General features: G+C 47.5%; 25 protein-coding genes. 21 read left to right on the top strand and 4 right to left on the bottom strand.

The genetic code is table 11. The features are described 5' to 3' along the window. The first annotated feature begins 104 nt into the window (after positions 1 to 104). From NFS35_RS07705 to NFS35_RS07620, 19 genes are all read left to right on the top strand, one after another. On the top strand, positions 105 to 2,108 hold the full coding sequence (locus tag NFS35_RS07705) for an ABC transporter permease (protein WP_251206542.1): 2,004 nt from the start codon (positions 105 to 107) through the stop codon (positions 2,106 to 2,108). Positions 2,109 to 2,121: 13 nt separating this feature from the next. Then, entirely contained in the window at positions 2,122 to 4,503 is a 2,382-nt protein-coding gene (locus NFS35_RS07700; RefSeq protein WP_251206541.1) for an ABC transporter permease, read from the top strand. Positions 4,504 to 4,664: 161 nt separating this feature from the next. Beyond that, positions 4,665 to 5,369, top strand: a complete 705-nt coding sequence (locus NFS35_RS07695; protein WP_251206540.1) for a LytR/AlgR family response regulator transcription factor — start codon at positions 4,665 to 4,667, stop codon at positions 5,367 to 5,369. Between the two features lie 27 nt (positions 5,370 to 5,396). Next, positions 5,397 to 6,806: a sensor histidine kinase gene (locus NFS35_RS07690; protein ID WP_251206539.1), complete on the top strand. Its 1,410-nt coding sequence runs from the start codon at positions 5,397 to 5,399 to the stop codon at positions 6,804 to 6,806. A gap of 105 nt (positions 6,807 to 6,911) precedes the next feature. Next, positions 6,912 to 7,475 (top strand): hypothetical protein, encoded by a 564-nt coding sequence (locus tag NFS35_RS07685; RefSeq protein WP_251206538.1) that lies wholly within the window; start codon positions 6,912 to 6,914, stop codon positions 7,473 to 7,475. A gap of 222 nt (positions 7,476 to 7,697) precedes the next feature. Next, a complete protein-coding gene (locus NFS35_RS07680) occupies positions 7,698 to 8,156 on the top strand; it encodes a hypothetical protein (protein ID WP_251206537.1) in 459 nt (152 codons plus the stop codon). Between the two features lie 40 nt (positions 8,157 to 8,196). Further along, positions 8,197 to 8,607 carry a DUF6608 family protein gene (locus tag NFS35_RS07675; protein ID WP_251206536.1) on the top strand — a complete coding sequence of 137 codons (411 nt, stop codon included), beginning with the start codon at positions 8,197 to 8,199 and terminating at the stop codon, positions 8,605 to 8,607. After that, complete coding sequence (locus NFS35_RS07670; RefSeq protein ID WP_251206535.1) at positions 8,604 to 8,780, top strand: hypothetical protein; 177 nt, start codon at positions 8,604 to 8,606, stop codon at positions 8,778 to 8,780. Before NFS35_RS07675 ends, NFS35_RS07670 begins: the two co-directional genes overlap by 4 nt. Before the next feature lie 56 nt (positions 8,781 to 8,836). Beyond that, entirely contained in the window at positions 8,837 to 9,043 is a 207-nt protein-coding gene (locus NFS35_RS07665; protein ID WP_251206534.1) for a hypothetical protein, read from the top strand. A gap of 56 nt (positions 9,044 to 9,099) precedes the next feature. Continuing rightward, positions 9,100 to 9,585 carry a GNAT family N-acetyltransferase gene (locus tag NFS35_RS07660; RefSeq protein WP_251206533.1) on the top strand — a complete coding sequence of 162 codons (486 nt, stop codon included), beginning with the start codon at positions 9,100 to 9,102 and terminating at the stop codon, positions 9,583 to 9,585. Between the two features lie 468 nt (positions 9,586 to 10,053). Further along, entirely contained in the window at positions 10,054 to 10,185 is a 132-nt protein-coding gene (locus NFS35_RS28970; protein WP_275564667.1) for a hypothetical protein, read from the top strand. A 31-nt stretch (positions 10,186 to 10,216) separates the two neighbouring features. Next, the gene (locus NFS35_RS07655; protein WP_251206532.1) at positions 10,217 to 10,741 is read left to right on the top strand and encodes a GNAT family N-acetyltransferase; all 525 of its coding nucleotides are present in this window, start codon (positions 10,217 to 10,219) and stop codon (positions 10,739 to 10,741) included. 80 nt (positions 10,742 to 10,821) lie between these two features. After that, the gene (locus tag NFS35_RS07650; protein WP_251206531.1) at positions 10,822 to 11,571 is read left to right on the top strand and encodes a CPBP family intramembrane glutamic endopeptidase; all 750 of its coding nucleotides are present in this window, start codon (positions 10,822 to 10,824) and stop codon (positions 11,569 to 11,571) included. A 25-nt stretch (positions 11,572 to 11,596) separates the two neighbouring features. Next, entirely contained in the window at positions 11,597 to 11,737 is a 141-nt protein-coding gene (locus tag NFS35_RS07645) for a hypothetical protein (protein ID WP_251206530.1), read from the top strand. A gap of 447 nt (positions 11,738 to 12,184) precedes the next feature. Continuing rightward, positions 12,185 to 12,940, top strand: coding sequence for an N-acetyltransferase (locus tag NFS35_RS07640; RefSeq protein WP_251206529.1), 756 nt, complete (start codon positions 12,185 to 12,187; stop codon positions 12,938 to 12,940). Between the two features lie 3 nt (positions 12,941 to 12,943). Then, a complete protein-coding gene (locus NFS35_RS07635; protein WP_251206528.1) occupies positions 12,944 to 13,462 on the top strand; it encodes a GNAT family N-acetyltransferase in 519 nt (172 codons plus the stop codon). A gap of 124 nt (positions 13,463 to 13,586) precedes the next feature. Further along, a complete protein-coding gene (locus NFS35_RS07630; protein WP_251206527.1) occupies positions 13,587 to 13,763 on the top strand; it encodes a hypothetical protein in 177 nt (58 codons plus the stop codon). Between the two features lies 1 nt (position 13,764). Continuing rightward, positions 13,765 to 14,472 (top strand): ATP-binding cassette domain-containing protein, encoded by a 708-nt coding sequence (locus NFS35_RS07625; protein ID WP_251206526.1) that lies wholly within the window; start codon positions 13,765 to 13,767, stop codon positions 14,470 to 14,472. Continuing rightward, entirely contained in the window at positions 14,453 to 15,670 is a 1,218-nt protein-coding gene (locus NFS35_RS07620; RefSeq protein ID WP_251206525.1) for a hypothetical protein, read from the top strand. Before NFS35_RS07625 ends, NFS35_RS07620 begins: the two co-directional genes overlap by 20 nt. 54 nt (positions 15,671 to 15,724) lie before the next feature. Here the strand turns inward: NFS35_RS07620 and NFS35_RS07615 are convergent, their stop codons facing one another. Beyond that, positions 15,725 to 17,080: an MATE family efflux transporter gene (locus tag NFS35_RS07615; protein ID WP_251206549.1), complete on the bottom strand. Its 1,356-nt coding sequence runs from the start codon at positions 17,078 to 17,080 to the stop codon at positions 15,725 to 15,727. Between the two features lie 245 nt (positions 17,081 to 17,325). On the opposite strand from NFS35_RS07615, the gene NFS35_RS07610 reads away from it, so the two are divergent. Next, positions 17,326 to 18,144, top strand: coding sequence for a MerR family transcriptional regulator (locus NFS35_RS07610; RefSeq protein ID WP_251206524.1), 819 nt, complete (start codon positions 17,326 to 17,328; stop codon positions 18,142 to 18,144). A gap of 148 nt (positions 18,145 to 18,292) precedes the next feature. Here NFS35_RS07610 and NFS35_RS07605 read toward each other — a convergent pair whose 3' ends face one another. Further along, positions 18,293 to 18,751, bottom strand: a complete 459-nt coding sequence (locus NFS35_RS07605; protein WP_251206523.1) for a hypothetical protein — start codon at positions 18,749 to 18,751, stop codon at positions 18,293 to 18,295. Between the two features lies 1 nt (position 18,752). After that, positions 18,753 to 20,903, bottom strand: coding sequence for an ankyrin repeat domain-containing protein (locus tag NFS35_RS07600; RefSeq protein ID WP_251206522.1), 2,151 nt, complete (start codon positions 20,901 to 20,903; stop codon positions 18,753 to 18,755). A 322-nt stretch (positions 20,904 to 21,225) separates the two neighbouring features. Between NFS35_RS07600 and NFS35_RS07595 the strand changes: the two genes are divergently transcribed. Beyond that, positions 21,226 to 21,807, top strand: coding sequence for an ATP-binding cassette domain-containing protein (locus tag NFS35_RS07595; protein ID WP_251206521.1), 582 nt, complete (start codon positions 21,226 to 21,228; stop codon positions 21,805 to 21,807). Between the two features lie 194 nt (positions 21,808 to 22,001). On the opposite strand, the gene NFS35_RS07590 is transcribed toward NFS35_RS07595, so the two are convergent. After that, positions 22,002 to 24,569: an ABC transporter permease gene (locus NFS35_RS07590; RefSeq protein WP_251206520.1), complete on the bottom strand. Its 2,568-nt coding sequence runs from the start codon at positions 24,567 to 24,569 to the stop codon at positions 22,002 to 22,004. Positions 24,570 to 24,574 lie beyond the last annotated feature (5 nt).

Raw genomic sequence — 24,574 nt, 5'->3', positions numbered from 1 at the left:
TAGATAGTATTTGACACTTGAGAATTAAATTTGACGTTTTTGTGCGGGAGACAGGAACTTTAGTTTGCTGGGCTACATCCAACATCACACTGTTGGAAGGACGTATGCCCCAGGCGGCGGATGAATTGCTCGTGGAAAGGGGATATATAGATGCCCTGTCTCTGAAAGCGGGGATCGGCGACACAATATCCCTTCATTACCGCAACCAGGCAAGCCGCCAGTTAGAATCAAAAGATTTCCGGATTACAGGTTTTATTCAGACAACCGCTGAGAATGACAGGGACAGGGTTGCTTATAACGCCGTTGTTTCACAAAATTTTGTGCGGGAAAACCCTGCTCTTTCCACTGGGCCGGTGGCAGCTATGGTTTCTGTCCATGATACTGCAAAATATACCAATCAGGAATTAAAAGAGCTGATACGGACGATTGGCCTGGATTGTGGGATCTCTGCAGACAATATTCAGGTAAATAATTTATACATTGACAGCAATAACATGTCAAAAGAGACGGTACTGACGGTTTTGCTCGTTGGGTTGGTCTTAATCGGTGTATGTTCCCTGGTTGTCTACAATATATTTTACATTTCGGTTATAAATAATGTAGCTTCCTTTGGACAGCTTCGCACGATTGGTACTACGAAGAAGCAAATCAGACAAATTATTTCACGGGAAGGAAACTATCTTGCGCTTCATTTCATTCCGTTTGGATGTATGGCAGGCGCGGTGTTATCTTTTTTGATAGACTGGAGTGCTTTTCAGCTGCTTCCGGATATTGTGATTGCGTTTTTATCAGGAATCGCTGTATTTATTTGTGTAAGGCTGTCTGTTTTAAAACCGGCAAAGATTGCCATGTCAGTTTCACCTGTGGAAGCATTCCATTATAGCGGTTATAGCGGAACAAAAAAGAGGAAAAAGAGCGGGAAGCATCTTACGCCGTTTTCACTTGCGGCTATGAATCTGTCTCGTAACAGGAAGAAAAGTATATTGACCTTTATTTCACTGGCTTTGAGCGGAATGATGTTTATAGGGATTTCTTCCCTGCTATCTTCCCTTGATCCTGAGCAAAGGGCGAAACAGGCCTTCCCTTATGAGGGAAGTTATGTGGTGGAATTGAACCGGGCGCTGGTCACGCCTACGTTTTCCCTCACTCAGCTGCAGGAAAACAATCTACTGACAGATGAATTGAAAAATGATATTTTGTCAATTGACGGGGTAGATGAAATCATCTGCCAGCAGGAGATATGCGTCGGGATAGATGGAATGGAAACGGCAATCCGGAGTATGAACACAGAGGATTATAAGGAATTAAAGAACAAGATAATGATCGGGGAATTGCCGGATTATGACCATACAGGGGAAAACTCCCTTGTCATTAACATGGGCAGCCCGGAATTGGAATACCTGCATAAGAGCTATGAGGTGGGCGATACCGTCACTTTTTCACAGGCAGGAAACAGCCTTACTTATACCGTATCTGCGATTGTTTTTGACAGGGACAGCTCTGTCAGCTTTATCCTTCCGGCAGGTGAAATGGAACAGACGGTTCCCTATAATGCAAACAGTGCGTTTGTGATCCGGGTAAAGACAGACAGTTTTGCCGGAATTGAGGATGAATTACATTCATTGGTTTTGGCAAGCGATACTTTACGCTTGAAGACATTAAAAGATATGACGATGCAATACAAAAGCGTATTCAGCACAATTTCCATTGCGGCATATGCACTGTTGGCAGTTATTGTCATATTCAGTATTATCAACCTGGCAAATACCAGTATGACGAATATCATTTCCAGAAGGAAAGAAATGGGGTTATTCCGGGCGGTTGGCTTAAGCCACAGACAGCTTTATCATATGATAGGGTTTGAAAATTCATTTCAAACGGTTGGCAGTTTTGCCGCCTCCCTTATCTGCGGTCTGGGAATTGGAAAAGCAATATGCTCTGCCATAGGGAACGTGCCTGGATTCAGCTTCGTAAATTATACTTTTCCTGTAGTACCGGTTCTCTTATATGTTCTGTTAGTTTTTATGCTTCAATTAGCCCTTACAAAATGGGCAGGTCGGTATTGCAGAAAAAATAGTGTCGTAGAGCAGCTTCGTGTGACGGAATAGGAGGTGGCAGACCATGACATGGCCTTTTGAAAATGATACCGGCGCTATTGTGAAAAAACTTGCAAAGCGCAGCCTGGCAAGCGAAAAGCGCCGGAACCTGATGGTGGTAATTGCCGTCGCCCTGGCGGCGTTCCTGGTCTGCCTGTCAGCGGTACTATCCGTTTCGATTGCGCAGATCCAGCGTAATCAGGTGGCCGATACCTATGAGGCGGTCTTCACCGGCGTGGAGGCGGACCATGTGGCGGCGCTGAAAGACCTTCCGGAGCTTGCCCGCGTGGGTGAATACTATCTGCTGGGGCAGGAGCATTCGGGGCAGGGATACAACGCCTCCTATGTGTACTGCGACAGTGACATGGTGTATATTGCCCGCAGCCAGATGGAGCTGGTAAAAGGAGAACTCCCGACAAAGGCGAATGAAGTCGCGGTCAGCGAATATTTTCTCTCCGCTTACGGTTCCAATGCCAAAATCGGTGAGACGGTTCGGTTGGATACCGAGAGTTTTCATGGCAACTATACCGTGACCGGAATCCTGTCTAATGTGGGGGAAAAGGAAGCGAATCTATGCGCCATTGCCGTCTCCAAAGCGGCCTTGACGCAGTGGGCCGGATATGACCCTGCAGGATACCGTGCCTATGTGCATTTCAAAAATGACAGGCAGCTAGACCAGGAGACCATGGCTGCCCGCTGCAGGGAGATTGCCGCACAGTTTGGCTCTGCGCATGTAGGGATGAACAGCAATTATTTTGCTTCTAACTCAAAGTCTATTGACTTTGTGACTGTTTTCGGTATAGCCGCCCTTGTGCTCGCCGGCGGGTATGTGGTCATCCAGAGCATTTTCCGCATCTCTGTGAACGACAAAATACAAAGCTATGGACAGCTCCGCACCATCGGCGCAACACCCAGGCAGATCCGGCGCATCGTGAAAAAGGAGAGCCGGCGGCTGGGGGGCATTGGGATCCTAATCGGCATCCTGTCAGGCGCGGGCGGCGGTCTGCTCCTGTTCCCAAAAGGTTTCCATGGGGGGTATTATGGGATAGCTGTGCTTCTGACCGTGGTGGCCTGCTGGTTCATGGTATCCGTATCAGTTCACAGACCGGTCAAAATAGCTGCGGGCATTTCCCCCCTGGAGGCAATGCGCTTTTCCACAGGTCAGGAAAAGGTACGCGACAGAAGGAAACACCGGAAACTAAGCCCCGTATCCATGGGATTCGCAAATTTTGGACGGGACCTTAAAAAGTCAGTGAGTATTGCGGTATCCCTGAGCCTGGGCGGAATCCTTCTTCTGACGGTGTCCTCCGTGATTCTGACCCGGTCACCGGAGCAGGCTGCAAGGCTGTTTTTCCCGGACGGGGATATAAAGATATATCTGTCCTCAGAGCAGCCGGAGGAAGAAATCATGGCTGCGGGCAATCCGCTGGACGAAAACTTAAGGCAGGAGATCCTTTCTGTGGACGGGGTGACGAACGTGCTGGTCACCCGCCGGTCTCTGCACGGCAAATTTAGAACTTCCGAAAGCGCGGAGGCCGGTATGTGCGACATGCTGACGGACTCGAACCGCATGGATGTAGAAGCTTCACTGGTATCCGGCGCCATGCCGGCGGATGCCCACAGCATTCTCCTGAGTACGGGCTATCAGAAGCGCCATGCCGACATGGATGTTGGAGCTGCCATGGAGCTGGTCCTGGGCCGGGAAACGGTGACAGTTGTCGTATCAGGACTGTTCGATGGGTCGAAGATGGCAAACGGACATGGTGCGCTTGCCATGGACTCGGCGGCCCTGTTCGCGCCGGAGGAGCTGTTTTGTGAGATATATCCTGAAATCGAAAGCTTTGACTACTCATGGAGCATTGTCAGCGACCCGAAGAAGGCAGAGTCTGTGGAAAGCAGTCTGCAGGAGCTGGTATCCGGCCGCAGCAATCTTGGAATGGATACCATAGCCACACATATCGAATATGAGAAAATGCAGAGCAGCATTATTTTGGGAAGCCTGCAGGCTCTTTCCTGGCTGATTTTCCTGTTCGGCGTTGTCAATCTGATCAATACGACGCTTTCCAACCAGATGTCCCGGAAGCGGGAGAACAGCATCCTTCGCTCCGTTGGCCTGACCGGGAAGCAGCTGCGCTTAATGAGTGCCGTTGAGGGGATGTGTCATGGGCTTTTTGCGGCGCTTGCCGTCTTGGTCCTGGGGCTGCCGCTTTCCATGGCAGTCTGTACGGAAGTCAGTAAGAAATCCTTTGCCGGCGCGGTTGTCCCATATCAGTTCCCGTTCCTGCAAATGGGGCTGTTCCTCTTTGTATTGTTTGGCATGGAGGCGTTTCTGTCTGCCTGGACGGTGCGCAGGCAGAAGAAACAGTCCCTGGTGGAACAGATGAGGGCACAGGCTGAAATATTCTGAGTGATAGATCGGATTTTGTACAGCATCTCGCGGCAGCAGATAAACATTTCACGGCAATTAAATTGTTTTGGTATTTCTGGCAGGTTATAATAAAATATTCTTTAAGTCAGCGGCAAAAGTTTTCTTTTGCCGCTGACGAATAATGGCAGAGAGGTGGCACATTGATCCGTATTGCAATCTGTGATGATGAAAAACACATGTCCGATCATATAAGGGCTTTTGTATCCGATTTTTTCCGTAAAAAGAACAGGGAGATTCAGCTTCGGACATTTTCAAGCGGTGAGGAGCTGCTAAATTATGACGGGCAGATTGACATCCTGTTTCTGGACATCCAGATGAAGGGCATGGACGGTTTGGAAACAGCGAGAAAGCTGCGAGCAGGTAAGTTCCGCGGCTTTTTGATCTTCATTACGGTACTGAAAGAGATGGTATTCCAGTCTTTCGAGGTAGAGCCTTACGATTACCTGGTCAAGCCGGTGGATGAAAAACAGTTTGAAAAGACCATGGAGCGCCTTTACGCGTCCATGCAAAACACCGGCGAGGACAGCCTGCTGGTGCAAAAGGGGTATGAGGGGCGCATCATTCTAAAGGATGAGATTGTTTTCTGCGAGGTCATAGACCGAAAAATATATCTGAATCTGGCTTCCGGAGAGGTTGTTGATTATTATGAGCGGATTGAAAATCTGGAAACGAAGCTGGGCAGCCATTTTTTCCGGTGCCACAGGAGCTATCTCATCAGCCTGGAGCATTTAAAGGGATATAAAAGCGGGACTGCCTATATGGACAACGGCAGGGAAATTCCCGTATCACGGCTGCGGAGCAGGGAGTTTTCCGGTGTTGTCCTGCAGTATATGAAGAATATGTAAGGGCTTTGGCATTTGGGGGCAGGTAACATGGCTGAGAATTTAGATTTTTTCAATATATACATTATGGGCATGATGGAAACGTCCTTCCAGCTTTATTTTCTGGCAAAATTCCTGAAAAAGAAAATGTGGCCTCCTTTTTATTTCCTGTTTGCAGCAGGGGCAGTGATTATAAACGAGTTTATTCCGAGCGGCACGATGATTGGTTTTGTGGAGTTTTCCTTATTGATTTCGATATGCGGGGCTTTTGCCTGCCATGCGAATTTTAAGGCTTCGCTTCTGTATGCGATTCTGATAGCGGAAATCATGCTGCTCTGCAACGGAATCATAGGCTCACTGATGAGCCTTCCATACCCATGGCTGCCAGCTTTTTTCCATGAGACAGGCAATATTGCGGCCATGCTGATCTGCGAGGCGGCATCCTTTTTGCTGAGCGGGTTTTGCTATTATATCGTATACCGCTATTTTTCCCGGGATGACCTTTATCCCGTGGATGACCGCTATCCCGTGGATGACCTTTATCCCGCGGATGATCTGTGTTCCGCGGATGCTCCTGATACCGCAATGGGAATGCAGCAGATGTTTCTGATTTTTGTTCCAATCCTGATGATATTTATCATGAGCAACTATATCAATGCGATCGAATATGACTTCCAGTTTGAAATCCTGGCGGACAAAGGGCCGGCGGGACACTTTTTCAGTCATGGGCAGATGCTGGTCATGTATCTTCTGGGACTTGCCAGTCTGTTCTGCATCCTGTTTTCCTATAAGAAGCTGCAGCAGATTTTCCGCCTCAGCACAGAAATTTCATTGCTGGAGCAGCAGGAACATTCCCTGAACCAGTATGTGGAGGAAGCGAAAACCCATTACGATGAAACAAGGTCCTTCCGCCATGACATCAGGAACCACATCTCAGTGGTAAAAAAGCTCCTGCAGAATGGGAAACTGGAGGAAGCCGCAGCTTATATGGAGGATCTGGACGATATGGCGGAAAAAATGTCGTTTCCCTGCAGCACCAACAACCCGGTCGTGGATATTCTGGTGGGAAACAAGCTGGGGATTGCAAAAAGCATGGGGATAGATGTGGACTGTTCCCTGCTTCTGCCATACCCCTGCGGCGTTCGGGACATTGATATCTGTATTGTCCTGTCAAATGCGCTGGATAATGCAATTCATGCAGCAAAAAGCCTGGATGCCGGCATGGGAAAGTATATCCGTGTGTCCGGGCGGATCCAGGGGGATTTCCTTATGATGGAAATTCGGAACAGCTTCCATGGGAAAGGCGCGTTCAAAAAAGGGACAGGTCTGTCGAATGTAAAAAAAGTGGCTGAAAGATATGGCGGCGCCATGAGTATAGAGACACAGGAGAATATATTTGTCCTCCATGTGCTGCTGATCATTCCACAGCATCCAGAAAGCAGCACACAGCAAATGGATTAAAATGCTTTCTTCTATAACCGAAAAAAGAAACAGGGAGCTGTCTGCAGCGGAAAGCGGCTGCATAACAGTCGCCTGATAATATCAGATTGAAGGAGGAACATACTTATGGCAATGCAGATTCATGGAAATTATGACCATTCCGGCACCGGCTACGCAGAGCGGGTAAAGGAAAAACAGGCTGATCAGAGGGCGGAAAAGGCAAAGGAAGCAGAGAAAGCAGCGGAGGAAAAAAACGCCGGTAAGTTGTCCGAACCCCGGGATGAATACATCAGCAGTGAAAAATCGGGGCAAAAGCCTACGGGATTGTACCGGGTAGGTCAGGACGAGAACGGCAACCGGAAAGTCTTTTTTGATGACCCGAAGGCTGGCCGCGCAGACGGAAAGGGTGGCCGCTTAGGGAAAGGCGCAGACGGAAAAGGGCCGAAGGTAAGCGGGGACAGCCAGGGAGAGCCGGAGGAGAAATGTGTCGCAAATACAGATAAGGTTGACAGGGAAATCAAAAAGCTGAAGGAAAAGAAACAGCAGCTGGAACAGCAGATCCAGGCAGCCTCCGGAGATGAAAAGAAAATCCGGGAACTGGAGAAAAAGCTGGCGCAGGTAGAAAACGAGTTGAGCCAGAAAGACAATGATACCTACAGGCGGCAGAATACTTCCGTTATTGGAGTATAAGAGATTCGGATTTTCAGTGTAGTACCAATACCGGGAGATGGCGGCAAATGCGAGCTGTTTTCCGGTATTTTGGAATAGCGGCATCATTCATGACAAAGAAGACTCGCGAAGCGTGGATTCTATTGTATGGGGTTCTTAAAGGGATTATATCAGGAAAAACGCAAAGGAAGGACAATTATGCATACGAAAACAATGGAAGGCCTTGCGGGGGCAAGTACAAATATGAAGTTACTGAATACACCTTTCCATGTGTATAAAGACGCAGAGCGGAGAGGCGATACAGCCGTCATGGAGCGGGCCATGGGATATGTCGGGGACTTTGCAGAGAAAGCGGAGGATTATCAAAAGAAAGCAGACAAAGGAATGAAGGAGGAGGCAAAAGAAGCAAGGGAAAAAGCGAAGACGGAGCAGGAAAACGCCATCAGGAAGCGCAAGGAAGAGCGCGAGGAGCAGGAAAAGAGGATAGCGGAAAGCCGGAATGAGGATACAGATACCGTAAGCATCAGTGAAAGTGGAAAGGCCGCATTGGACAAGAAGCCGGATTCGGTTCAGACTGATGCAGACAATGGCGTATCTATCGAAGAAACAGCGGATGCTGTTAAGACAGAGCCTGTAATCTATACGAAAACCGGAGAAGCATTGAAACCGGAATCCGGTACGAACCTTTCTGTTTCGGTATAGGGATCAATGCGTTAGGCTGCAGCCTTGGAAAGGAAATAAAATGAATAAGAAAAAATGGCTCCGTATTGTGTCGATTTATTCGGTGATATATACAGCAATTACATTGTTAAGCAGCGTTTTGTATCTTTGTAACGGCGTCTATGAAGACCCAAGTGGTAACTGGCACGAATTAGACAGGGCTATCATTCTCCTAATCGGGATAGCGGCATTTGAGCTATGTACGAATCTGCCTGTTAAGCCTTTGGCTCTCAGATATTTGATTGCATATATTCCCTCTCAGCTGTTGGCGTTTGCCTGTGTCTGGTTCAGCGGATTGCGGGAACCTTTGGCGAAAACAGCATACAGGGACATCTGGATTAACTTTACGAGCCTTTTTGTGCTGTTATGTATCATCAATACTGTCATTTATGTTTTTAAGAAAAAGAGAGGGCAGAAAGGGGAAAAGAAATGACAGAAGCTGTTGGAAAATTTATTCCGATTTTTGTAGGGGTGCTTCTTATACTGCGCGGCCTGTTTTGGATTATTGACGGAAAACATGGAAACAAGAGAAGCTATTTCTTTGGCATAGCAGCCATTATGGTAGGAATCATTATGTTCATAACCGTGTTTTTTCAGGTTTTGTAAAGCAGGACATAGATTCAGAAAGTTTTGGATTTTTGTAATCATTAGAGAGAAAGGCAATGAGTAAATACAACACGTTATGGGAATATGTGCAGAAAAGCGGAAAGGAATCATTTCATCTGACTTTTGAGGAGATTCAGGAGATCGCAGGGATACCGATTGACCACTCTTTTCTGAAATATAAGAAAGAGCTTGCAGAATATGGCTGGCAGGTCGGGAAAATATCTATGAAAGAACAGACAGTGTGTTTTCATAAGATTGACTGATTACCTCCGTTTTCTGGGAAACACAAATTACAACCGGTATCCTGGGAGGTAATCATATGGCAGATATGTTGGTTAAACTATATAATATTCCCTGTTCACACGACATAGAAGAAAATTTATCCAAGAGTGGTATCAGAATCAAAAAGGCATTAGCGCCTGACAGGAGCAAAATCATCGCTTTCGCCAGGACATGTGCAAAAGATGATTATTCAGATGAAGTGCGGGCCGCTTTTGCTAATAACCCTGTCACCTGTTATATTGCAACAAGGGAAAAGGAAATCATCGGTTTCGCATGTTATGAGGCGACAGCCAGGAATTTTTTCGGCCCTATGGCTGTGCTGGAAAGTGAAAGAAAAAAGGGTGTGGGGAAAGCCTTACTGTTAAAGGCGCTGGAATCCATGCGGGAGCTTGGCTATGCGTATGCCATTATTGGATGGCCCACAAAATCCGCCGTCAGCTTTTATAAAAAATGTGTGGACGCAATTCTGATTGACGAAAAATCTTCGGGTGTATATAAACGGATGATTGAGATTGATGAATAAAACGAGGTGTCTTTATAATGGAAAGTTTCACCGATGCATTGAAACAAGGGAATTTAGAGAAAATCAGGGCGTTTCCCAAATCTGACCTGCATAACCATTTTATACTGGGCGGAAGCCGGCAGTATCTGCACAAAATGACAGGCATAAAGATAGAGCCTGTGAAAACTCCCATATTGTCCATGGATGAAATGCGGCAGAACTGACGGAAGTTTTCGTTTTGGCAGACGAGTATCTGCAGGTTCCGAAGAAAAAGGTTCTCCCTTCTGCGGAAAACCTGCGTGGAACGTATGAGGAAATGTATTCTAACTGGAAAAACAAAATGACCGAAGCGGCAGGCGGAGACGATGTGTATTCTTCCTTTATGAATTTATTGTCTTTACAGTGGATGTTCTATGAGATTGCAGAATGCATCGCGGTGGATGGCTTTGAAATTATGGATAAATTTAGCCCAAAAATCTGGAGGGGAATGTGGATGTCTTCAATCAGGCTCTGAATAAGTATCTTGCAGAGTATGGAAAAGTGGGAATTTGTCCAAGGCATTTTGAGAGCATGACAGAATTTATTGAGAGTTACAACAAAGAAATTTCTGAAGAAATATAAAGAAAATCGAGATTTAGGGAGAGAAACAATAATGGTAATTGAAACGGAAAACCTACTGTTAAGAGAATTTACTCATGAGGATTTTCCAGCATTATTTGAAATCTTTTCAGACCCGGAAACCATGCGCCACTATCCCAAACCTTTTGATGAGAACCGTACAAAGGATTGGATTGAATGGAATCTCCAGAACTACGAGGAATATGGATTCGGTCTGTGGGCTGTTGTTTTAAGAGAAACGGATGAATTTATCGGCGACTGCGGGCTGACAATACAAAATATTGATGGAGAATCCCTGCCTGAAATAGGGTATCACATTCATAAGAATCATTGGAGGAAAGGTTTTGGAAGTGAGGCCGCAAGCGAGGTTAGAGATTGGGCATTTATGAATACAGAATACGATTGCCTATATTCTTACATGAAATATACAAATATTGGTTCATGTTCTACTGCCATTGCAATCGGTATGAGGAAAGTGAAAGAATATCCTGATGAAAAGAATGGGATATCATATGCATATGCCATAAAGCGTGAAGAATGGGAAAAATTAAAATGGTAAAATTCCGATTTATCAGGAATTTGCCGAGAACGAGAAATCGGAATTTCTGTAAGATTTTCGCACTGCAAGGAGAGATTGTGATGGCCGGATACAAAAATAAGTTGAAACTCACGTTATGGGTTTCTGTCGTATATGTTTTATCGGTTATATGCTATGTACCTACATTGCTGGAACAGAACGGAATTATCATTCCCAATGGATTATTGTACTTAAAATACTTATATGTGTGTATCCCCACTATGGCTGCTATTTTTCTGCTGATTTGCGAGAAGAACATCAAGGTGTACTTTACGCAAATGTTTTCAGGGAAAATAACAATCAAATATATTTTAACAGGGGTTACATGTATGGCTGTAGGTATATTTGGTTCTTGTTGCTATTCGTTCATAGTGAAAACCGACGTATTTAAAAATACATATTCGACAGTAATATCCCTGTTAACAAGTTGTATATACCTGCTGATAACAGCGTTTGTTGAAGAAATAGCATGGAGAGGATTTCTGCTGGAACGACTTCCTTTTAAGAAAATCAAAAGTGTTCTTTTTGTTGGCGCCGTTTGGGCAGTGTGGCATATACCAATGTGGATCATCAGAAATTCATTGAGCATGGAACATATTGTTTGTTTTTGTATATGGACATTACTTGTTTCCGTTGTTTTGGGAATAACCTATTATCAATGCAGAAATATATTGCTGATTGCCATTATGCACGCAGCTTTTAATATCTGTTATTTAGCGCCAATACAATATAACATTGTTGTATTAGCGACCATAATTTTTGTTGGTACTTTATTGTATAAAAAATCAGGCGAAAAATTTTTCACTTGGTAACTTCCTACTTGTCAGGGAGCTGCATATGAAAAAGAGAATGGTGCTGATTGGAGGGCTGTATAAGGTGCAAAAAGGGCAACCGTGCTTTTTGGATCAGGATTTCTACAAACATCTTGGCATGATAAAATCATCGGAAGTCGGCACATGGGTTAAAAATAGCAAATAAAACGCACTCGTGGAGAAATCGGAATTTGTGGGGAAGATTGCAGTATGGAAATAATGGTATATGAAATGAAATATGTAAAAGACGGTATCGGGGAAAATAGTATTTCGTGTATTCCTTTTGAGCAAAAGTCCTTTCAACAATACATGAAAATATATAATGCATGCTTTTATGAAATGCGAAAATCACTTGATATTAAGCCATACAATTTTTTGAGTGATTAGCTTTTATTATGGGGAATGAACCATATTCGCCAAATTAGCAATGGGCCTATTTTGTTACATGTTGCTAAATGGAATGAAAAAGCTTTAAAACTATACGAAAAAGTCGGATTTAATATTACAAATACTGAGAGAGTGCGTTAAATTCTCATTTGTCGAGAAGTCACATATAAAAAGAAATCAGGATTTTTTGGGAAATTTAATAAAGCTAAGAAGGAGGCAATAGAATATGGAACTAGTAAAACTGACACATGAAAATATTGATCAGGAGCACATCTGCTGTGCAATCTCCAATAACAAGGATATCCAGGTCATGTCCAAAAAGAACTGGCTGAAAGACAGGCTGGACGAGGGGCTTGTATTCCTAAAAGGCAATGTCCGGGGAAAGTGCTTCATTGAGTATATCCCAGCAGAATACGCATGGGCGCCCATCGAGGCGCAAGGCTATATGTATATTGACTGCCTGTGGGTATCCGGGCAGTTCAAAGGGCATGGATATTCGAACCTGTTGCTGAATGCATGTATCAAGGACAGTAAAGAGAAAGGGAAAAAGGGGCTTGTGATCCTGTCCTCCAAAAAGAAAATGGGATTCCTCTCTGACCCGAAATATATGGGCTATAAGGGCTTTCAGACTGCGGATACGGCAGAGCCTTATTTTGAGCTGATGTATCTGCCATTTGAGGAGGGCGCACCCCTTCCCCACTTCCGGGGCAGCGTGGACAGGCAGGAAGATATGCCGGAGGGATTTGTGCTGTATTACACAAATCAATGCCCTTTTACGGCAAAGTATGTACCGATACTGGAGGAGATGGCAAAGGCCAGGAACGCAGTGTTCCGAACCGTACATATCCAGACCAGGGAGGATGCGCAGAATGCCCCTTCGCCCTTTACCACTTTTTCCCTTTTCTATGACGGGCAACTCGTGACACATGAAATCCTGTCGGAAAAGAAATTTGATAAAATCTTAGCGGATAAAGGAGTGTGAAAAATGATTCAATTAGTCAGACCAACAGAAGCGATGAAAGAACAGGCCATAGAGTTCAGACAGGAATTTTTTGAACATGGGGAATTTGTCATCAACGGAAGTGAATTATTTGATAAAACGGATGACTACACAGAATGGTGCAGAACCATAGACGCAAACACGAAAGAGGAAACGGTGAATCCGAATTGGGTTATAACGGACACATTCTTTGCCGTGGACGATCAGGATAGAATTGTGGGAATCATTGATTTCAGGCATACGCTGAACGACTTCCTGAAGGATCTCGGCCATTGCGGTTACAGCGTCCGTCCGTCAGAAAGAAGAAAAGGCTTTGCTACGGAAATGCTGCGGCAGTTATTGGAAGTTGCCCAAAAGACTGGGATGAACGAACTGTATCTTTCTGTGGAGAGGAAGAATAAACCTTCGGTTAAAACAATCATCCGGAATGGAGGCGTCTATGAGCGCAGCTTTGAAATTGATGGAGAACAGGCGGATATTTACAGGATCGCCCTGTCGGAATAGCCATACTGGTACAAGGGATACGGCAGAGCTGCAAGCTGCCTGGCCAATCTGGTTGCCGCGCACTTTGATTTATAATAATTGGATACATGGAGAAAGAAAAAGGTAGATGAAGGAGGTAGAGATAATGCGTCATATTTATATTCGGGGAAGTCTGGGACTGATCTGGCTGGTTGCAGCCATTGTATGCGGGGTATCCGGTAACTTCCCGATGATGGGGCTTTATCTGTTATTGGCAGGTGTATTTCTGTACTCCGCCTATGCGACATGGAAAAAAGAGAAGGACGGCAAAGGGGGGAGGTAAGATGGGAGAAACGCTCCTGACGGTTCAAAATTTAAGTGCGTGGTACAGTGAAGAGAAAAGGATACTTTCGGGGTTTTCTTTTTCGCTGGCGGAGCATGAAGTGGCAGGCCTGATCGGGCTGAACGGGGCCGGGAAAACCACATTTCTGAAGGTGATTTCCGGCCTGCTCCCCACTTTCCGTTCAGACGGTATCTGCTTTGGCGGCGCTCCTGTGGATTTTCGGAGTCAGGACTTTAAGCTTTGCCGCTATACAGTGTTTGCCGAGGACAATTCCTTTTCTTATTTTACTTTCCGGGAATACCTGGCCTATGTATGTGCCGCCTATGGGAAGGGTGTGCCGGATGTATCGGAGTTAGTACATGGTTTCCATTTTGAAGAGTATACAGACACCCTGTTAAGGGAGCTGTCAACCGGGAACCGGAAAAAAGCATTTCTGATTACGGCTTTTGCCCTGAAGCCCAGGCTGCTCCTTTTGGACGAACCGGTCAATGGGCTGGACTTCCAGAGTACGGAATATCTGTACCGGCAGATTTCGGGGTATAAGGAGCATGGGACCGTGCTGTTTTCTTCCCATATCCTGGAGAGCATTACGCTGACCTCTGACCGGGTTTTTGTCCTGGAAGATGGTAAGATCCGGCAGACTTTTGAAGGCGGGCAGATCAATGCCGCAGATATCCGGGAGGCACTGCATGATGAAAATGACAGGTAAAGCCTTTGCCAAAAAACTGTTTGGGGCAAAATATGAACGGCTCTCACGGACGCTTTTGATTGATGTGATCATATTTTGGGGGCTGTATATCGCAGGCTTTCAGGTGCAGATTGCGGCATCTGTACGAATCTTGATGATAAGCGCCTTTACAGCCGGCGTGATGTGGCAGGCCCTTTCTTCCAGAGATAACGCTGTGGAACTGAAACATATGCTGATGCTGCCGCATCAGTCCCAAAAGTTTGTCTTCCCCTATGTGGCGGCGTTGGGATGCTATACGGTTCTTACAAAGACAGGGCTGCTTCTGGCGGTTCTGCTGGCCGTTTCTGCATGGAAACCCATAGAGATTATGGGAATGGTTATCAGTATGCTTCATGCGATCCTTATGGCTGCCGCCGCCTATTCCCTGAGAAAATATTGGTATGGGGGCGGGCTTTGGGCTGTTGCCATAGTGTGCGCAATTATATTTTGTGGAAGTAGGACATGGTTTGGACTGTTGCTGCTTGCGAATAGCTTAGTTGCTTTTCTGATTTTGTGGAAAGCAGACGGATACGCTTTTTATCAGGGGGAGAGTGAGAAACACCATACGCTCCGGCAGAGGAAGAAAGCTTCCTTATGGCGGTACTTTTTCCGGTATCTGAGCTGCCACAGGAATTATCTGGTCAATACTGCTGTGATGTGGTGCGTAGCCATTGTGATGCCGTATTTTTTAAGAGAAATGGCCGGGCTGTTCGTTGTCCCGGTAGGCTTTGCAATTTTATCCCTGAATACGCCCATCTGCATCCTGCTGTCCTGTGACTGTGACCTGGAGCAGGCAGTCCGTTTCCTGCCCGGACAGAAACGGCTCTTTTGCATCCCATACTGCCTGTTTATCTTTTCCTGTAATATGGCTGCAGATGCGATATTCCTCTGTAGCTGGCAGATACAAAACGGTGGCATCACTGCCCTGATGATTGCCGGGGCTGTTTTCTTTGCCCTGCAGAGCGCGGTGCTGTCTGTGCTTTTGGAATGGTTTTATCCCATTCGTGGCTGGAAGATTGAAAGCGATCTGTGGCACCATCCGCGGAAATATGTGGTTCCGGTGGGAATGCTCCTGCTCGCGGGGGCAGTCTGTTCCTGGCCGGTACTTCTGTATGTCCTGCTGGTCCTGCTGGCTGTGGAAATTGTAATTTTGCTATTTATACCCAAAGGGCGCTCGTGAATGCGGCGGACTCCGTCCGTCAAGGTATATATCGGAGGCGGCGTGTCATGAAAATTAGTACCCATACTTCCTCCTATATCTCAGAAGCATGAACACAGACAGGACCAGCGCCATCAGTTCCGCCGCCGGCGTCGCCAGCCAGATTCCGTTCACGCCAAAGAGCCGGGGAAGCGCGATCATGGCAATCATCATAAATACAAAGGACCTGGAAAACGCCAGGACAGCCGAGACAAGCCCGTTGGATAACGCGGTAAACATCCCGCTGGCAAATATATTGAATCCGATGAAACACAATGCCACCGTGCATATCCTGTTCCCCGCCACCGCCAGGTCATACACCGGATTATCCGGCCTGGCAAATACGGATACCAGCGGCCTTGTCAGCAGAAAAGAAGCCGCTACCGTGGCTGCGGAGATTGCCCCGATCACTTTCATGCTCAGCGCCACCAGCTTTTTCAGCTTCCCGTGCGCCTGAACATTCCCTCCGTCCAGACTGCGTTCCCCGTAATAATAACTCAACATGGGCGCGATTCCATAAGAATATCCTGTATACAAAGAGCTTGCGAACATCAGCACATACATGATGATAGTGACGGCAGCCACCCCGTCCTCCCCCACAAATGTCAGCATGGTCCAGTTGAACATCATTGTAACAATCCCGGTGACAAGTGCGGTGGCCATCTCCGAGCACCCGTTTGTGGCCGCGCTGGCAAGAACCCGGAACCGGCATACAGGCTTCTTGAAATGCAGCAGGCTCTCTTTTCGGCTGAATACAAACAGGCCCACGACCGCCGTCACGGAATACCCAAGCCCTGTGGCAACCGCCGCGCCGCTGATTCCCATATGGAATCCGGCAATGAACACATAATCCAGCGCCATGTTCAGAACGCCGCCCGCCACCGAACAGATCAGGGAGAGGGCCGCCTTTTCGCTGGCAATCATATAAAGCGTGAAATTGTTCATCAAAAGGATCGGCACCGTGAACACCAGATAACGGCTTAAATATTCCACACAGTACCCCTCCACATCAGCGGAAAGGTTCATCCCGGCAAAAACGGAATCCATCGCCAGATACCCGGCCACGCACATGACAATCCCCACAATCACGTTCACCATGATCAGGAACGTAAAATCTTCCTTTGCCTCCTCCGTCTTCTGTGCCCCCATCTTCTTCATGATGACTGCGCTGCCTCCGGTGGCCAGCATGGTGGAAATCGCCGTGACGAGCTGGATGACAGGCGCCGTGAGATTGATTGCCGAGAGCGCGTCCGTCCCTATCAGATTCGACACAAACAGACCGTCGACCATCGTGTAAAAGGACATGAATACCGTCATGGCAATCGTCGGCACGGCGAATTTCACGATATTTTTCAGAGTCACTGGCTTTTCGTACGCATTTGTGTTTTCCATAGATTTTTCTGCGGGTTTCCCCATAGGGTTTTCCATAAATTCTTCCATCCGTTTTTCCTCCAACTATCTTGTATTTTCTTTCTGTGTGGAGTATTATAGACCGTACAGTAACTGTATGGTCAATGGGCAAAGAGCATTTATTTTCTGCCATCCGCCTACGCCGCCAGTCCTATTGCCGCAGGCGCCAATTTGTGCCGATAAATATGGATCGGGAAGTGCGCCAAAGCGCGCAGAAAGGCATAAAAATGAATCAGAAAGACAAGCCGCTTACCATCGGGCAGTTCGCCGCCCTCCATGGCATAAACAAGAAGACATTGATGTGGTATGATGAGATAGGCCTATTCGGCCCCGCCTCCGTCAACCCTGAAAACGGATACCGCTGCTACAATTACCACCAGAGCCCCATGCTGGAAACCATCCTTCTGCTCCGAGAGCTGGAAGTCCCCATCCCCGTGATACAGGATTTCATGAAAAACCGCTCCGCCGAAAATTTGAAAGAACTCCTGGACAAGGAGATGGCCGACCTGGACCTGCGGATCACCCATCTGCAGGCCCTCCGGACAACCCTCTCCGCACACCGCCGGAACATGGCCACCCTGCTGACAATGGACCTCTCCGAAATCAGCGTAATCGAGAAAAAAGAGCGCTGCCTGGTCACTGTGGAAATCAGCAAAGACACTACCTACGAAGAGGAAGTGGAGCTCATCACGTCCGAAACGGAAAAATACCGTCTCGGACGCCTGCACCATGCCACCTATGGCTCCATGATCCCCGTCTCCAGCCTCATCAGCGGCAATTTTGACGATTATACCAAACTGTTCATAGAGATTCCCCTGCTCACATACCGGGAGGGCCTGCACCTGGCTCCCGGCGGCAGATACCTGAGAGCTTTCCACAAGGGCGACCTGGCCGGAATCCCCCGGCGCTACGAAGCGCTTTTCGCATATGCGGAAAACCGCGATCTGGCGCTCCACGGATTCTCCTATGAGATGGGCATCAATGAAACTGTCGTCGACCGAATCGAGGACTACATTGTACAGATAGAAATCCCTGTCCTCGGATAAGGCCTGCCGCAGCGACCCTCTCGGCAGTTCTGTTCTTTTTTCTACGTCAGGAGAACTCCGGCAATTGCCCCTGTGAAAATACTGTTTTCACGATACGTTTCCCACAATATTTTCATTCTCCGCTCCCGCGCCAGGCTGTATGACTTCTTTATATTTCAATGTGATATTGCTCTAAAAACCGTAAAACAGGGGCCGCCTCCTGCTTTCGCTCCAGCCGCACCAGGCACAGCGCAGTCAGCCACCGCACCCGAATCAGGCAGTATCGCCCCATGCCCTCTTCGCCCTCAGGATCCAATGGCAGCAATGCCGTATTCTTCGACACTGAAACTGCCTGCAGGAAACCCTTTCGCTCCGCAACGTTCAATCCGGCAGGGCTGCCTAAAAGCCTCTCTGCCCGCCTCAGCGGCATCAGCGCACGCTCATACTCTTCCAGCATAAAGAGACACAGCCCACAGTTAAATGCTGTTGAAGCTGACAGGCAGTCCGCCCGCCCCGGTTCCAGGAGCGGACGCGCCAGCAGCCATGCACCGGGATAATCACCTATCGCCAACGCCCGGTACAAAGGTCTGTCAGCTCCATTCCCTTTTTCATTTCCTAAAATAACCATATCAATTCCCTTCCGCGCCTGCTTCAATCAGCAGCTCCACAGTCTGCGGCAGTTGTGCCAAAATCGCATAGGACAGCGCACTGCCCTGAAAGTTGTCCACAGCATTCACATCTGCGCTTTCCAAAACCAGCATTTGGGCAAACTCGCTTTTTCCCCTGATAACCGCATACATCAGAGGGGTTTGCCCATCCAATGTCTTCGCGTCAATGTCAGAGCCTGCCGCAAGCAATGTTTTCCCCAAAGATACATTTCCCAGTATGGCTGCCAGATGCAGCGCCGTGACGCCCTTTGCGTTCGGACATCCTGCCTCCGCGCCTGCCGCAAGCAGCTGCTTTACAATCAGCAGATTGGAAGCCCTTGCCGCCATCATAAGCGGCGTTTCTCCAACATTACTGACCCTATTGACACTGTCCGGATTCCTCTCCAAAAGAAGCTTTACAATTTCAGCCTGCCCATACTGACAGGCATAATGAATCATTGTAAAACCTTCTGTGTCCGCGTCATCCGTATCCGTTCCCATCAATGGCAAGAACGCCTTTACAAGCTGCGGCTGTTTGGCGATAATGGCGTATATAGCCGCTGTCCGTCCGATACTGTTCTGAATACCGACATCCACCGTTGGATTCTGAATATAACTGAGCACGGCAGCCGTTCTCGCGTTCTTTGCCATATACATCAGCGGCGTGTTGCCATCCTTATCCGTACAGTTTACGTCTGCCCCGGCTTTTACCAGCAAATTGATGATGGGGAGGGTTCCCGATGCCCCCGAAAAATGCAGCGGCACAAGGTTATCCTGATTCCCGACATTCGGATCTGCGCCGTTGTCAAGCAGCATTTTTACGATTTCAAGGGCATTGTTCCGACAGGCATAAATCAGGGGCGTATAACATTCCCCGTCCCGCTCATTGATATCCATGCCGCCACGTTTTAAGATCACCTGTACCGATCGTTTTTGATTATTTTTGCACGCCTGCAGCAGCGTATCCGCCGCCATAAGTTCCAGGGCGCGGGAATAGCCTCTTTTTGCTGCCATGTCCTCGGCAGTCCTGCCTTCGTTATTTTGAAGCTTATCGTCTGCGCCCGCCTTCAAAAGCCAGAGCACAGTTTCCTCTTTCGCTTTCATGCATGCATACATCAGGGGCGTATTGCCGTCATTATCCTGTGCATCAATCTCCGCTCCGGCTTTCACAAGCGCCCTTGCCACTTCCTCCATCTCCACCACGGCCTGATGCAGCGGACGCTTGCCGTCATTGCCTATCGCATTCACATCTGCGCCTTTTTCGATTAATTCCAGCGCAATCGGAAGATTCTTCTTTGGCGAAATCCCGTCTCCAAACCCAGTGTACCAGAATTTCATGGGAAACAGCGATTTCATGAGTACTGTATATCCCTCGGCGTTTGTGAGGTCAGGCTGTTTCAGCAGCGAAACAATTTTCCGTTTATTGGCAAAAACAGGGTGATCGTCTTTGACGCAGCTGCCGCAAAAGTCCCGGAAAAAATCAACCGGATAGAGTACCAGTGAGAAAACTGGCGGATTCCCCTCCGCGTCATAGACGGCTTCATCCGCCCCTGCCGCAAGCAGCATACGAACCATCTCCACGTTGCCGAACCGGATTGCAAGCGCAAGCGGAGAGACGCCGTCTGTCTCCACCTGCAGTTTTTCGTCGGTAACGGGCGCGCTGCCGGCTGCATTTACATCAAAGCCCCGCTCAATCAGTATTCCGGCAAGCCTGTCGTAACCTCTCATGGCCGCGTACATCAAGGGCGTTGCACCGTACTTGTCCGTCTTGTCAAGCAGCTTCATGTCATAAAATTCCGCCACATAAACCGCAGCGATTTCGTCCCGCCCCGCCAAAATGGAAAGCAGATTGTCACCGTCTAACGTTTCCGAACAGACATCCGCGCCAAGCCTGACCAATTGCTTGATCACCTCAAGCGGAAAGATACCGTTCTCCAACGCATCGTCCACATATCTTAACAGCAGGCAGTCTTCTCCCGCCAGCTTATAGTTGATGTCAAAACCATTGGCGATCAGAAACTCCACAAATTCTATATTGTTTCCATCCAGCTTTAGCGCACGCAGGATAATATCTGTCATATCCTGCATATCGCTGTCGTCGTCAAAGCTGATCCGTCCAATATTTTCTTTCATATACGGAAGCGCTCCGTAACAGTCTGCCGGACTTCTTTCGCGGCTAAAGCACTCTTCCAGCTTATGTTTCATTTCCGCAGTCATCGTTTCGTCCCCGCTTTGTCACAAATAAAAAATGTGCGTCAATAAATCAGAAATATAATACCACATTCCTAAAAATAGTCAACATTTTCTAAAGTTTTTGTGTTTTTGCAACCAAATAAATAAAAAATCAAATATATCCAGTTTGACATCGCTACTTTCCAGCGATATAATCACATACTGTAAATTTTTAGCCGTGAAAGCTGTACCATTTTGAGTAAATAATATCACGAGGTGCCGTATGTATAACATTGGAATTTGTGATGACGGAGAGAATATCTGTACATCTATTGAAACGATGCTTTTGCAGTATGCGAGGGAAAAGAAAATCCAGGTCGATACAAATGTCTGGTATACGGGGGAAAGCCTAAGAGATTATCTGGTATCCGGCGGTTATCTGGATATTCTTTTTCTGGATATAGAACTGTTCAAAATGACGTTCCTGCCAGGGTATTCCGGGTTGAAAAATCTGGACTATTTAGCGTCTGTCAGGGGAAAGGTTCAGGAGGACGAAATACGAAAATACATGGAACTGGTGGGATTGAATCCTGATGACAAAAAGCATGTGGGAAATTATTCCCTTGGCATGAGGCAGCGCCTTGGAATCGCACAGGCACTCATGGAAAATCCAGACATCCTTATACTGGACGAGCCGATGAACGCACTGGATCATAACGGCGTGGAAGAAATGAGAGCGGTTTTGCTGCAGATGAAAGAACAGGGGAAGCTGGTTCTTATCGCAAGCCATTTCCGGGATGACATCGATATCCTGTGTGACGAAGTATATGGGATGGATGCGGGGATTATGGAGAAGATACGTTGAAAAGTACCATTCCGGAAGCTGTTGTTTCTGGAACAGGTCAAAACATTTAGTGTTTGGTGAGTAATAATGTCCTCGGCCAAAAAGGGAAAAGCCAGCAGTTCAGACTGGTATCCGCGCCGCTGGCTTTTTGTATTATGCCTGTCAGTTGTCGTGTTATACGTTTCAGCTAAGCAATCTCGATTGGATTTTCTTTATCACTGCCGTAACCGCTCGATAATGCTGGCCCTGGCGATTTCGCGATACAGCAGCGTTGGTATTGCCACGGTTAGAAGTATAAGGAACGGATAGACCGCCAGCATGGGCCACATGACAAATTGATAGGTAAAGAACCAGATTCCGTTGGAAATCCCCCTTACAACTGCCACAGAAAGCAGAACACCAAGGACGGCCGATGTGATGATCGTTCCCACAGCATAATACAGTCCCTCAAAAGAGAGCATGCGCTTTAGCTGCCTGCCGGTCATACCAATGCTCTGCAGCATGGCAAACTCCTTTTTGCGGGTGATAACGCTTGTCAGGACAGAGTTGACAAAATTTGCGATACCGATAATGCCGATGATGATGCTCAGCGCCCCGCCGATTGTGATAATCAGGGAAGTCAGGTCGTCAAAGGAGCTGACATAGGTTGCTTTGGATTCAAAATCCATACCCGGCTCCGCACTATCGATATAGTCATTCAAAAACTCTGTCATTTCATCTTCTGTTCCCTCTTTCACATTAAAGGGGAAATTAACCAGATGGGGAGCATCACACAGCGGCAGAAAGATTTCTGTCGGGAGATAAAACCGGGCCTCGCCCGTGTTACGGGTGGTGGCTGTGTTCTCGTTGGCCCGGACTTTTGCCAGGATGATAAAGTCATAGCTGCCCGTAATGGTGGTGGAAAGTTCCTCTGCTTTCAGATGGTTAATCCGCACCGTGTCACCTACACTGATATTTGGGTTGTCTATGACGGTTCCATCATCATTGCAATCCACGCTCAGCAGGATATACTTGCCTGACTTCAGTTTTTCCAGGTCAATCGTCCCCTCTATGACCTCCATGTTATTCAGCAGAAAATCATCCGCACCATATAGACTTATAAAGGGATTGCCTTTCTGATCCCTGTTGTAGCTGAAAAAGGCGTCGTGTTCTGTGGAAAACGGTTCTTCCAGCATCCAGGAGGAATAGAGCCTGCCGCCATCCTCAAAACAGTTATTCTGTTTGACGGCCTCGATAAAACTCTCGGACAGGTCATTTTCGCCTTTTTCAACCTGGTACTGGAAGTAGTCCGCGGTAGAAATCACAAAGTCTGTATCCATAAATTTTGCGATGTACTTGTCAATGTCAAACCCGCCGGACAGAGTGAACACTGTGTTGAACAGCACCAGACTCAGCGTCATGGACACAATAACCAATACCGTGCGTTTGCGGTTCCGCCCCAGGTTCGCCAGAGCCATAAAGCGGAGCTTTGCGCCATGGGTCGATTTCCTGTCTTTGGCCCCGCGCTTTCCAAACGCTGCTGTATCGTTTTCGGTGTAGCGGACAGCCTCGATCGCAGAAACGGTACCGGCAATCTTCGCGGGTTTGCGGACGCTGACAAAGACTGTAAAAAGGGTAAACGCGGTGGAACCGATAAAAATCAGCGGATTTACTGTCACCTTAATACCGGCGTCCGCAGTATAACTCGTTCCGTTCATCAGGAAAGGAACCAGGGCCCGGCCGATAAAGAAGCCTGCCAGCAAACCCACAGGAATACCGATCAGGGAAAGCCGAAATGCCTGTCGGTTAATCAGCTGCCTGATCTGCCTCTTTGTTGTGCCCAGCGTTTTTAGCTGTCCATAGGACTGAATATCCTGAATGACGGAAATCTGGAAAATGTTGTAGATAATCAGATATCCTGTTATGATGATCAGCAGGACACCAATAATACCTGATATCAGCATAGCCGGGTTATCCAGCAGGGCGCCGCTCTGATAGGCCGGACTGACACGGGCAATCACATAATTGCTGTCCTCCCGGCTGCCGCCCATCGTATCGCAGGTATAGCCGGTTTCGGAAAGAAGCTGGTGGAGCCGGGCTTCTATATCGCCCCGTCCCCTGAACATCACATAGGCGGAGACAACACCGGAATAATCATTGTCCACAGGATAGGTATAGGTTAAAATGTCCGAATGGGCATCCATAAAGGCTTTCGACACAATCAGCCGTCCGATGTTGCTCAGACTGTCTGTTTCCCAAAAGCCACAGAGGGTAAAATCGGTGGTGTATGACTTCCCCTTTACTTCATAGGTCAGAGAAACGGTTTCCCCAATCTGCGCCGGTATCCCCAGGGCATCCAACGTCTTTGTGTCCGCAATGATTTCGTTTGACCCTTCGGGCCGGCGGCCTGTTGTAGGCGTGTATCCGGCAAATTCCAGAGCGGTATCATCCATGTACCACATGTCAGACCGCCAACGCTCCAGCCCCGGATTTTTCAGCCGGTAGGAAATCGCTTTTGCATAGGCAATCCGGTCAATCAGGGGATTTCCCACCATATCCTCATAAACTTCATCGCTGATATAACTTAATACTGCCTGCCCGTCACCGCCGGCCTTGCGGATGTTCTGATTGTGAACGGTGTCTATCAGACCGGATCCCAGTGTGAAAATCGTAGTGAAAAGTATCGTAGTCAGAATGATCGCAATGATTGCGATTACATTTCTGCTTTTGTTTGACTTGAAATAGCGGCCCGACAGTTTCTTTATGACAGCGCCGTTATTGTTGCCGAATAAAATATCATTCATTGTCT

The organism is Acetatifactor aquisgranensis (assembly GCF_943193215.1).
Classification (GTDB): Bacteria; Bacillota; Clostridia; order Lachnospirales; family Lachnospiraceae; genus Acetatifactor; species Acetatifactor aquisgranensis.
This window is presented reverse-complemented; position numbering and strand designations above follow the sequence as displayed.

Bases quoted from the DNA above. Each gene is read 5' to 3' on its own strand.
- NFS35_RS07655 (WP_251206532.1), top strand. From the start codon at position 10,217: ATGGTAATTGAAACGGAAAACCTACTGTTAAGAGAATTTACTCATGAG.
- NFS35_RS07630 (WP_251206527.1), top strand. From the start codon at position 13,587: ATGCGTCATATTTATATTCGGGGAAGTCTGGGACTGATCTGGCTGGTT.
- NFS35_RS07650 (WP_251206531.1), top strand. From the start codon at position 10,822: ATGGCCGGATACAAAAATAAGTTGAAACTCACGTTATGGGTTTCTGTC.
- NFS35_RS07675 (WP_251206536.1), top strand. From the start codon at position 8,197: ATGAATAAGAAAAAATGGCTCCGTATTGTGTCGATTTATTCGGTGATA.
- NFS35_RS07700 (WP_251206541.1), top strand. From the start codon at position 2,122: ATGACATGGCCTTTTGAAAATGATACCGGCGCTATTGTGAAAAAACTT.
- NFS35_RS07595 (WP_251206521.1), top strand. From the start codon at position 21,226: ATGTATAACATTGGAATTTGTGATGACGGAGAGAATATCTGTACATCT.
- NFS35_RS07685 (WP_251206538.1), top strand. From the start codon at position 6,912: ATGGCAATGCAGATTCATGGAAATTATGACCATTCCGGCACCGGCTAC.
- NFS35_RS07605 (WP_251206523.1), bottom strand. From the start codon at position 18,751: ATGGTTATTTTAGGAAATGAAAAAGGGAATGGAGCTGACAGACCTTTG.
- NFS35_RS07615 (WP_251206549.1), bottom strand. From the start codon at position 17,080: ATGGAAAACACAAATGCGTACGAAAAGCCAGTGACTCTGAAAAATATC.
- NFS35_RS07610 (WP_251206524.1), top strand. From the start codon at position 17,326: ATGAATCAGAAAGACAAGCCGCTTACCATCGGGCAGTTCGCCGCCCTC.
- NFS35_RS07645 (WP_251206530.1), top strand. From the start codon at position 11,597: ATGAAAAAGAGAATGGTGCTGATTGGAGGGCTGTATAAGGTGCAAAAA.
- NFS35_RS07665 (WP_251206534.1), top strand. From the start codon at position 8,837: ATGAGTAAATACAACACGTTATGGGAATATGTGCAGAAAAGCGGAAAG.
- NFS35_RS07705 (WP_251206542.1), top strand. From the start codon at position 105: ATGCCCCAGGCGGCGGATGAATTGCTCGTGGAAAGGGGATATATAGAT.
- NFS35_RS07660 (WP_251206533.1), top strand. From the start codon at position 9,100: ATGGCAGATATGTTGGTTAAACTATATAATATTCCCTGTTCACACGAC.
- NFS35_RS07625 (WP_251206526.1), top strand. From the start codon at position 13,765: ATGGGAGAAACGCTCCTGACGGTTCAAAATTTAAGTGCGTGGTACAGT.
- NFS35_RS07590 (WP_251206520.1), bottom strand. From the start codon at position 24,569: ATGAATGATATTTTATTCGGCAACAATAACGGCGCTGTCATAAAGAAA.
- NFS35_RS07680 (WP_251206537.1), top strand. From the start codon at position 7,698: ATGAAGTTACTGAATACACCTTTCCATGTGTATAAAGACGCAGAGCGG.
- NFS35_RS07620 (WP_251206525.1), top strand. From the start codon at position 14,453: ATGATGAAAATGACAGGTAAAGCCTTTGCCAAAAAACTGTTTGGGGCA.
- NFS35_RS07690 (WP_251206539.1), top strand. From the start codon at position 5,397: ATGGCTGAGAATTTAGATTTTTTCAATATATACATTATGGGCATGATG.
- NFS35_RS07670 (WP_251206535.1), top strand. From the start codon at position 8,604: ATGACAGAAGCTGTTGGAAAATTTATTCCGATTTTTGTAGGGGTGCTT.
- NFS35_RS07635 (WP_251206528.1), top strand. From the start codon at position 12,944: ATGATTCAATTAGTCAGACCAACAGAAGCGATGAAAGAACAGGCCATA.
- NFS35_RS07600 (WP_251206522.1), bottom strand. From the start codon at position 20,903: ATGAAAGAAAATATTGGACGGATCAGCTTTGACGACGACAGCGATATG.
- NFS35_RS07640 (WP_251206529.1), top strand. From the start codon at position 12,185: ATGGAACTAGTAAAACTGACACATGAAAATATTGATCAGGAGCACATC.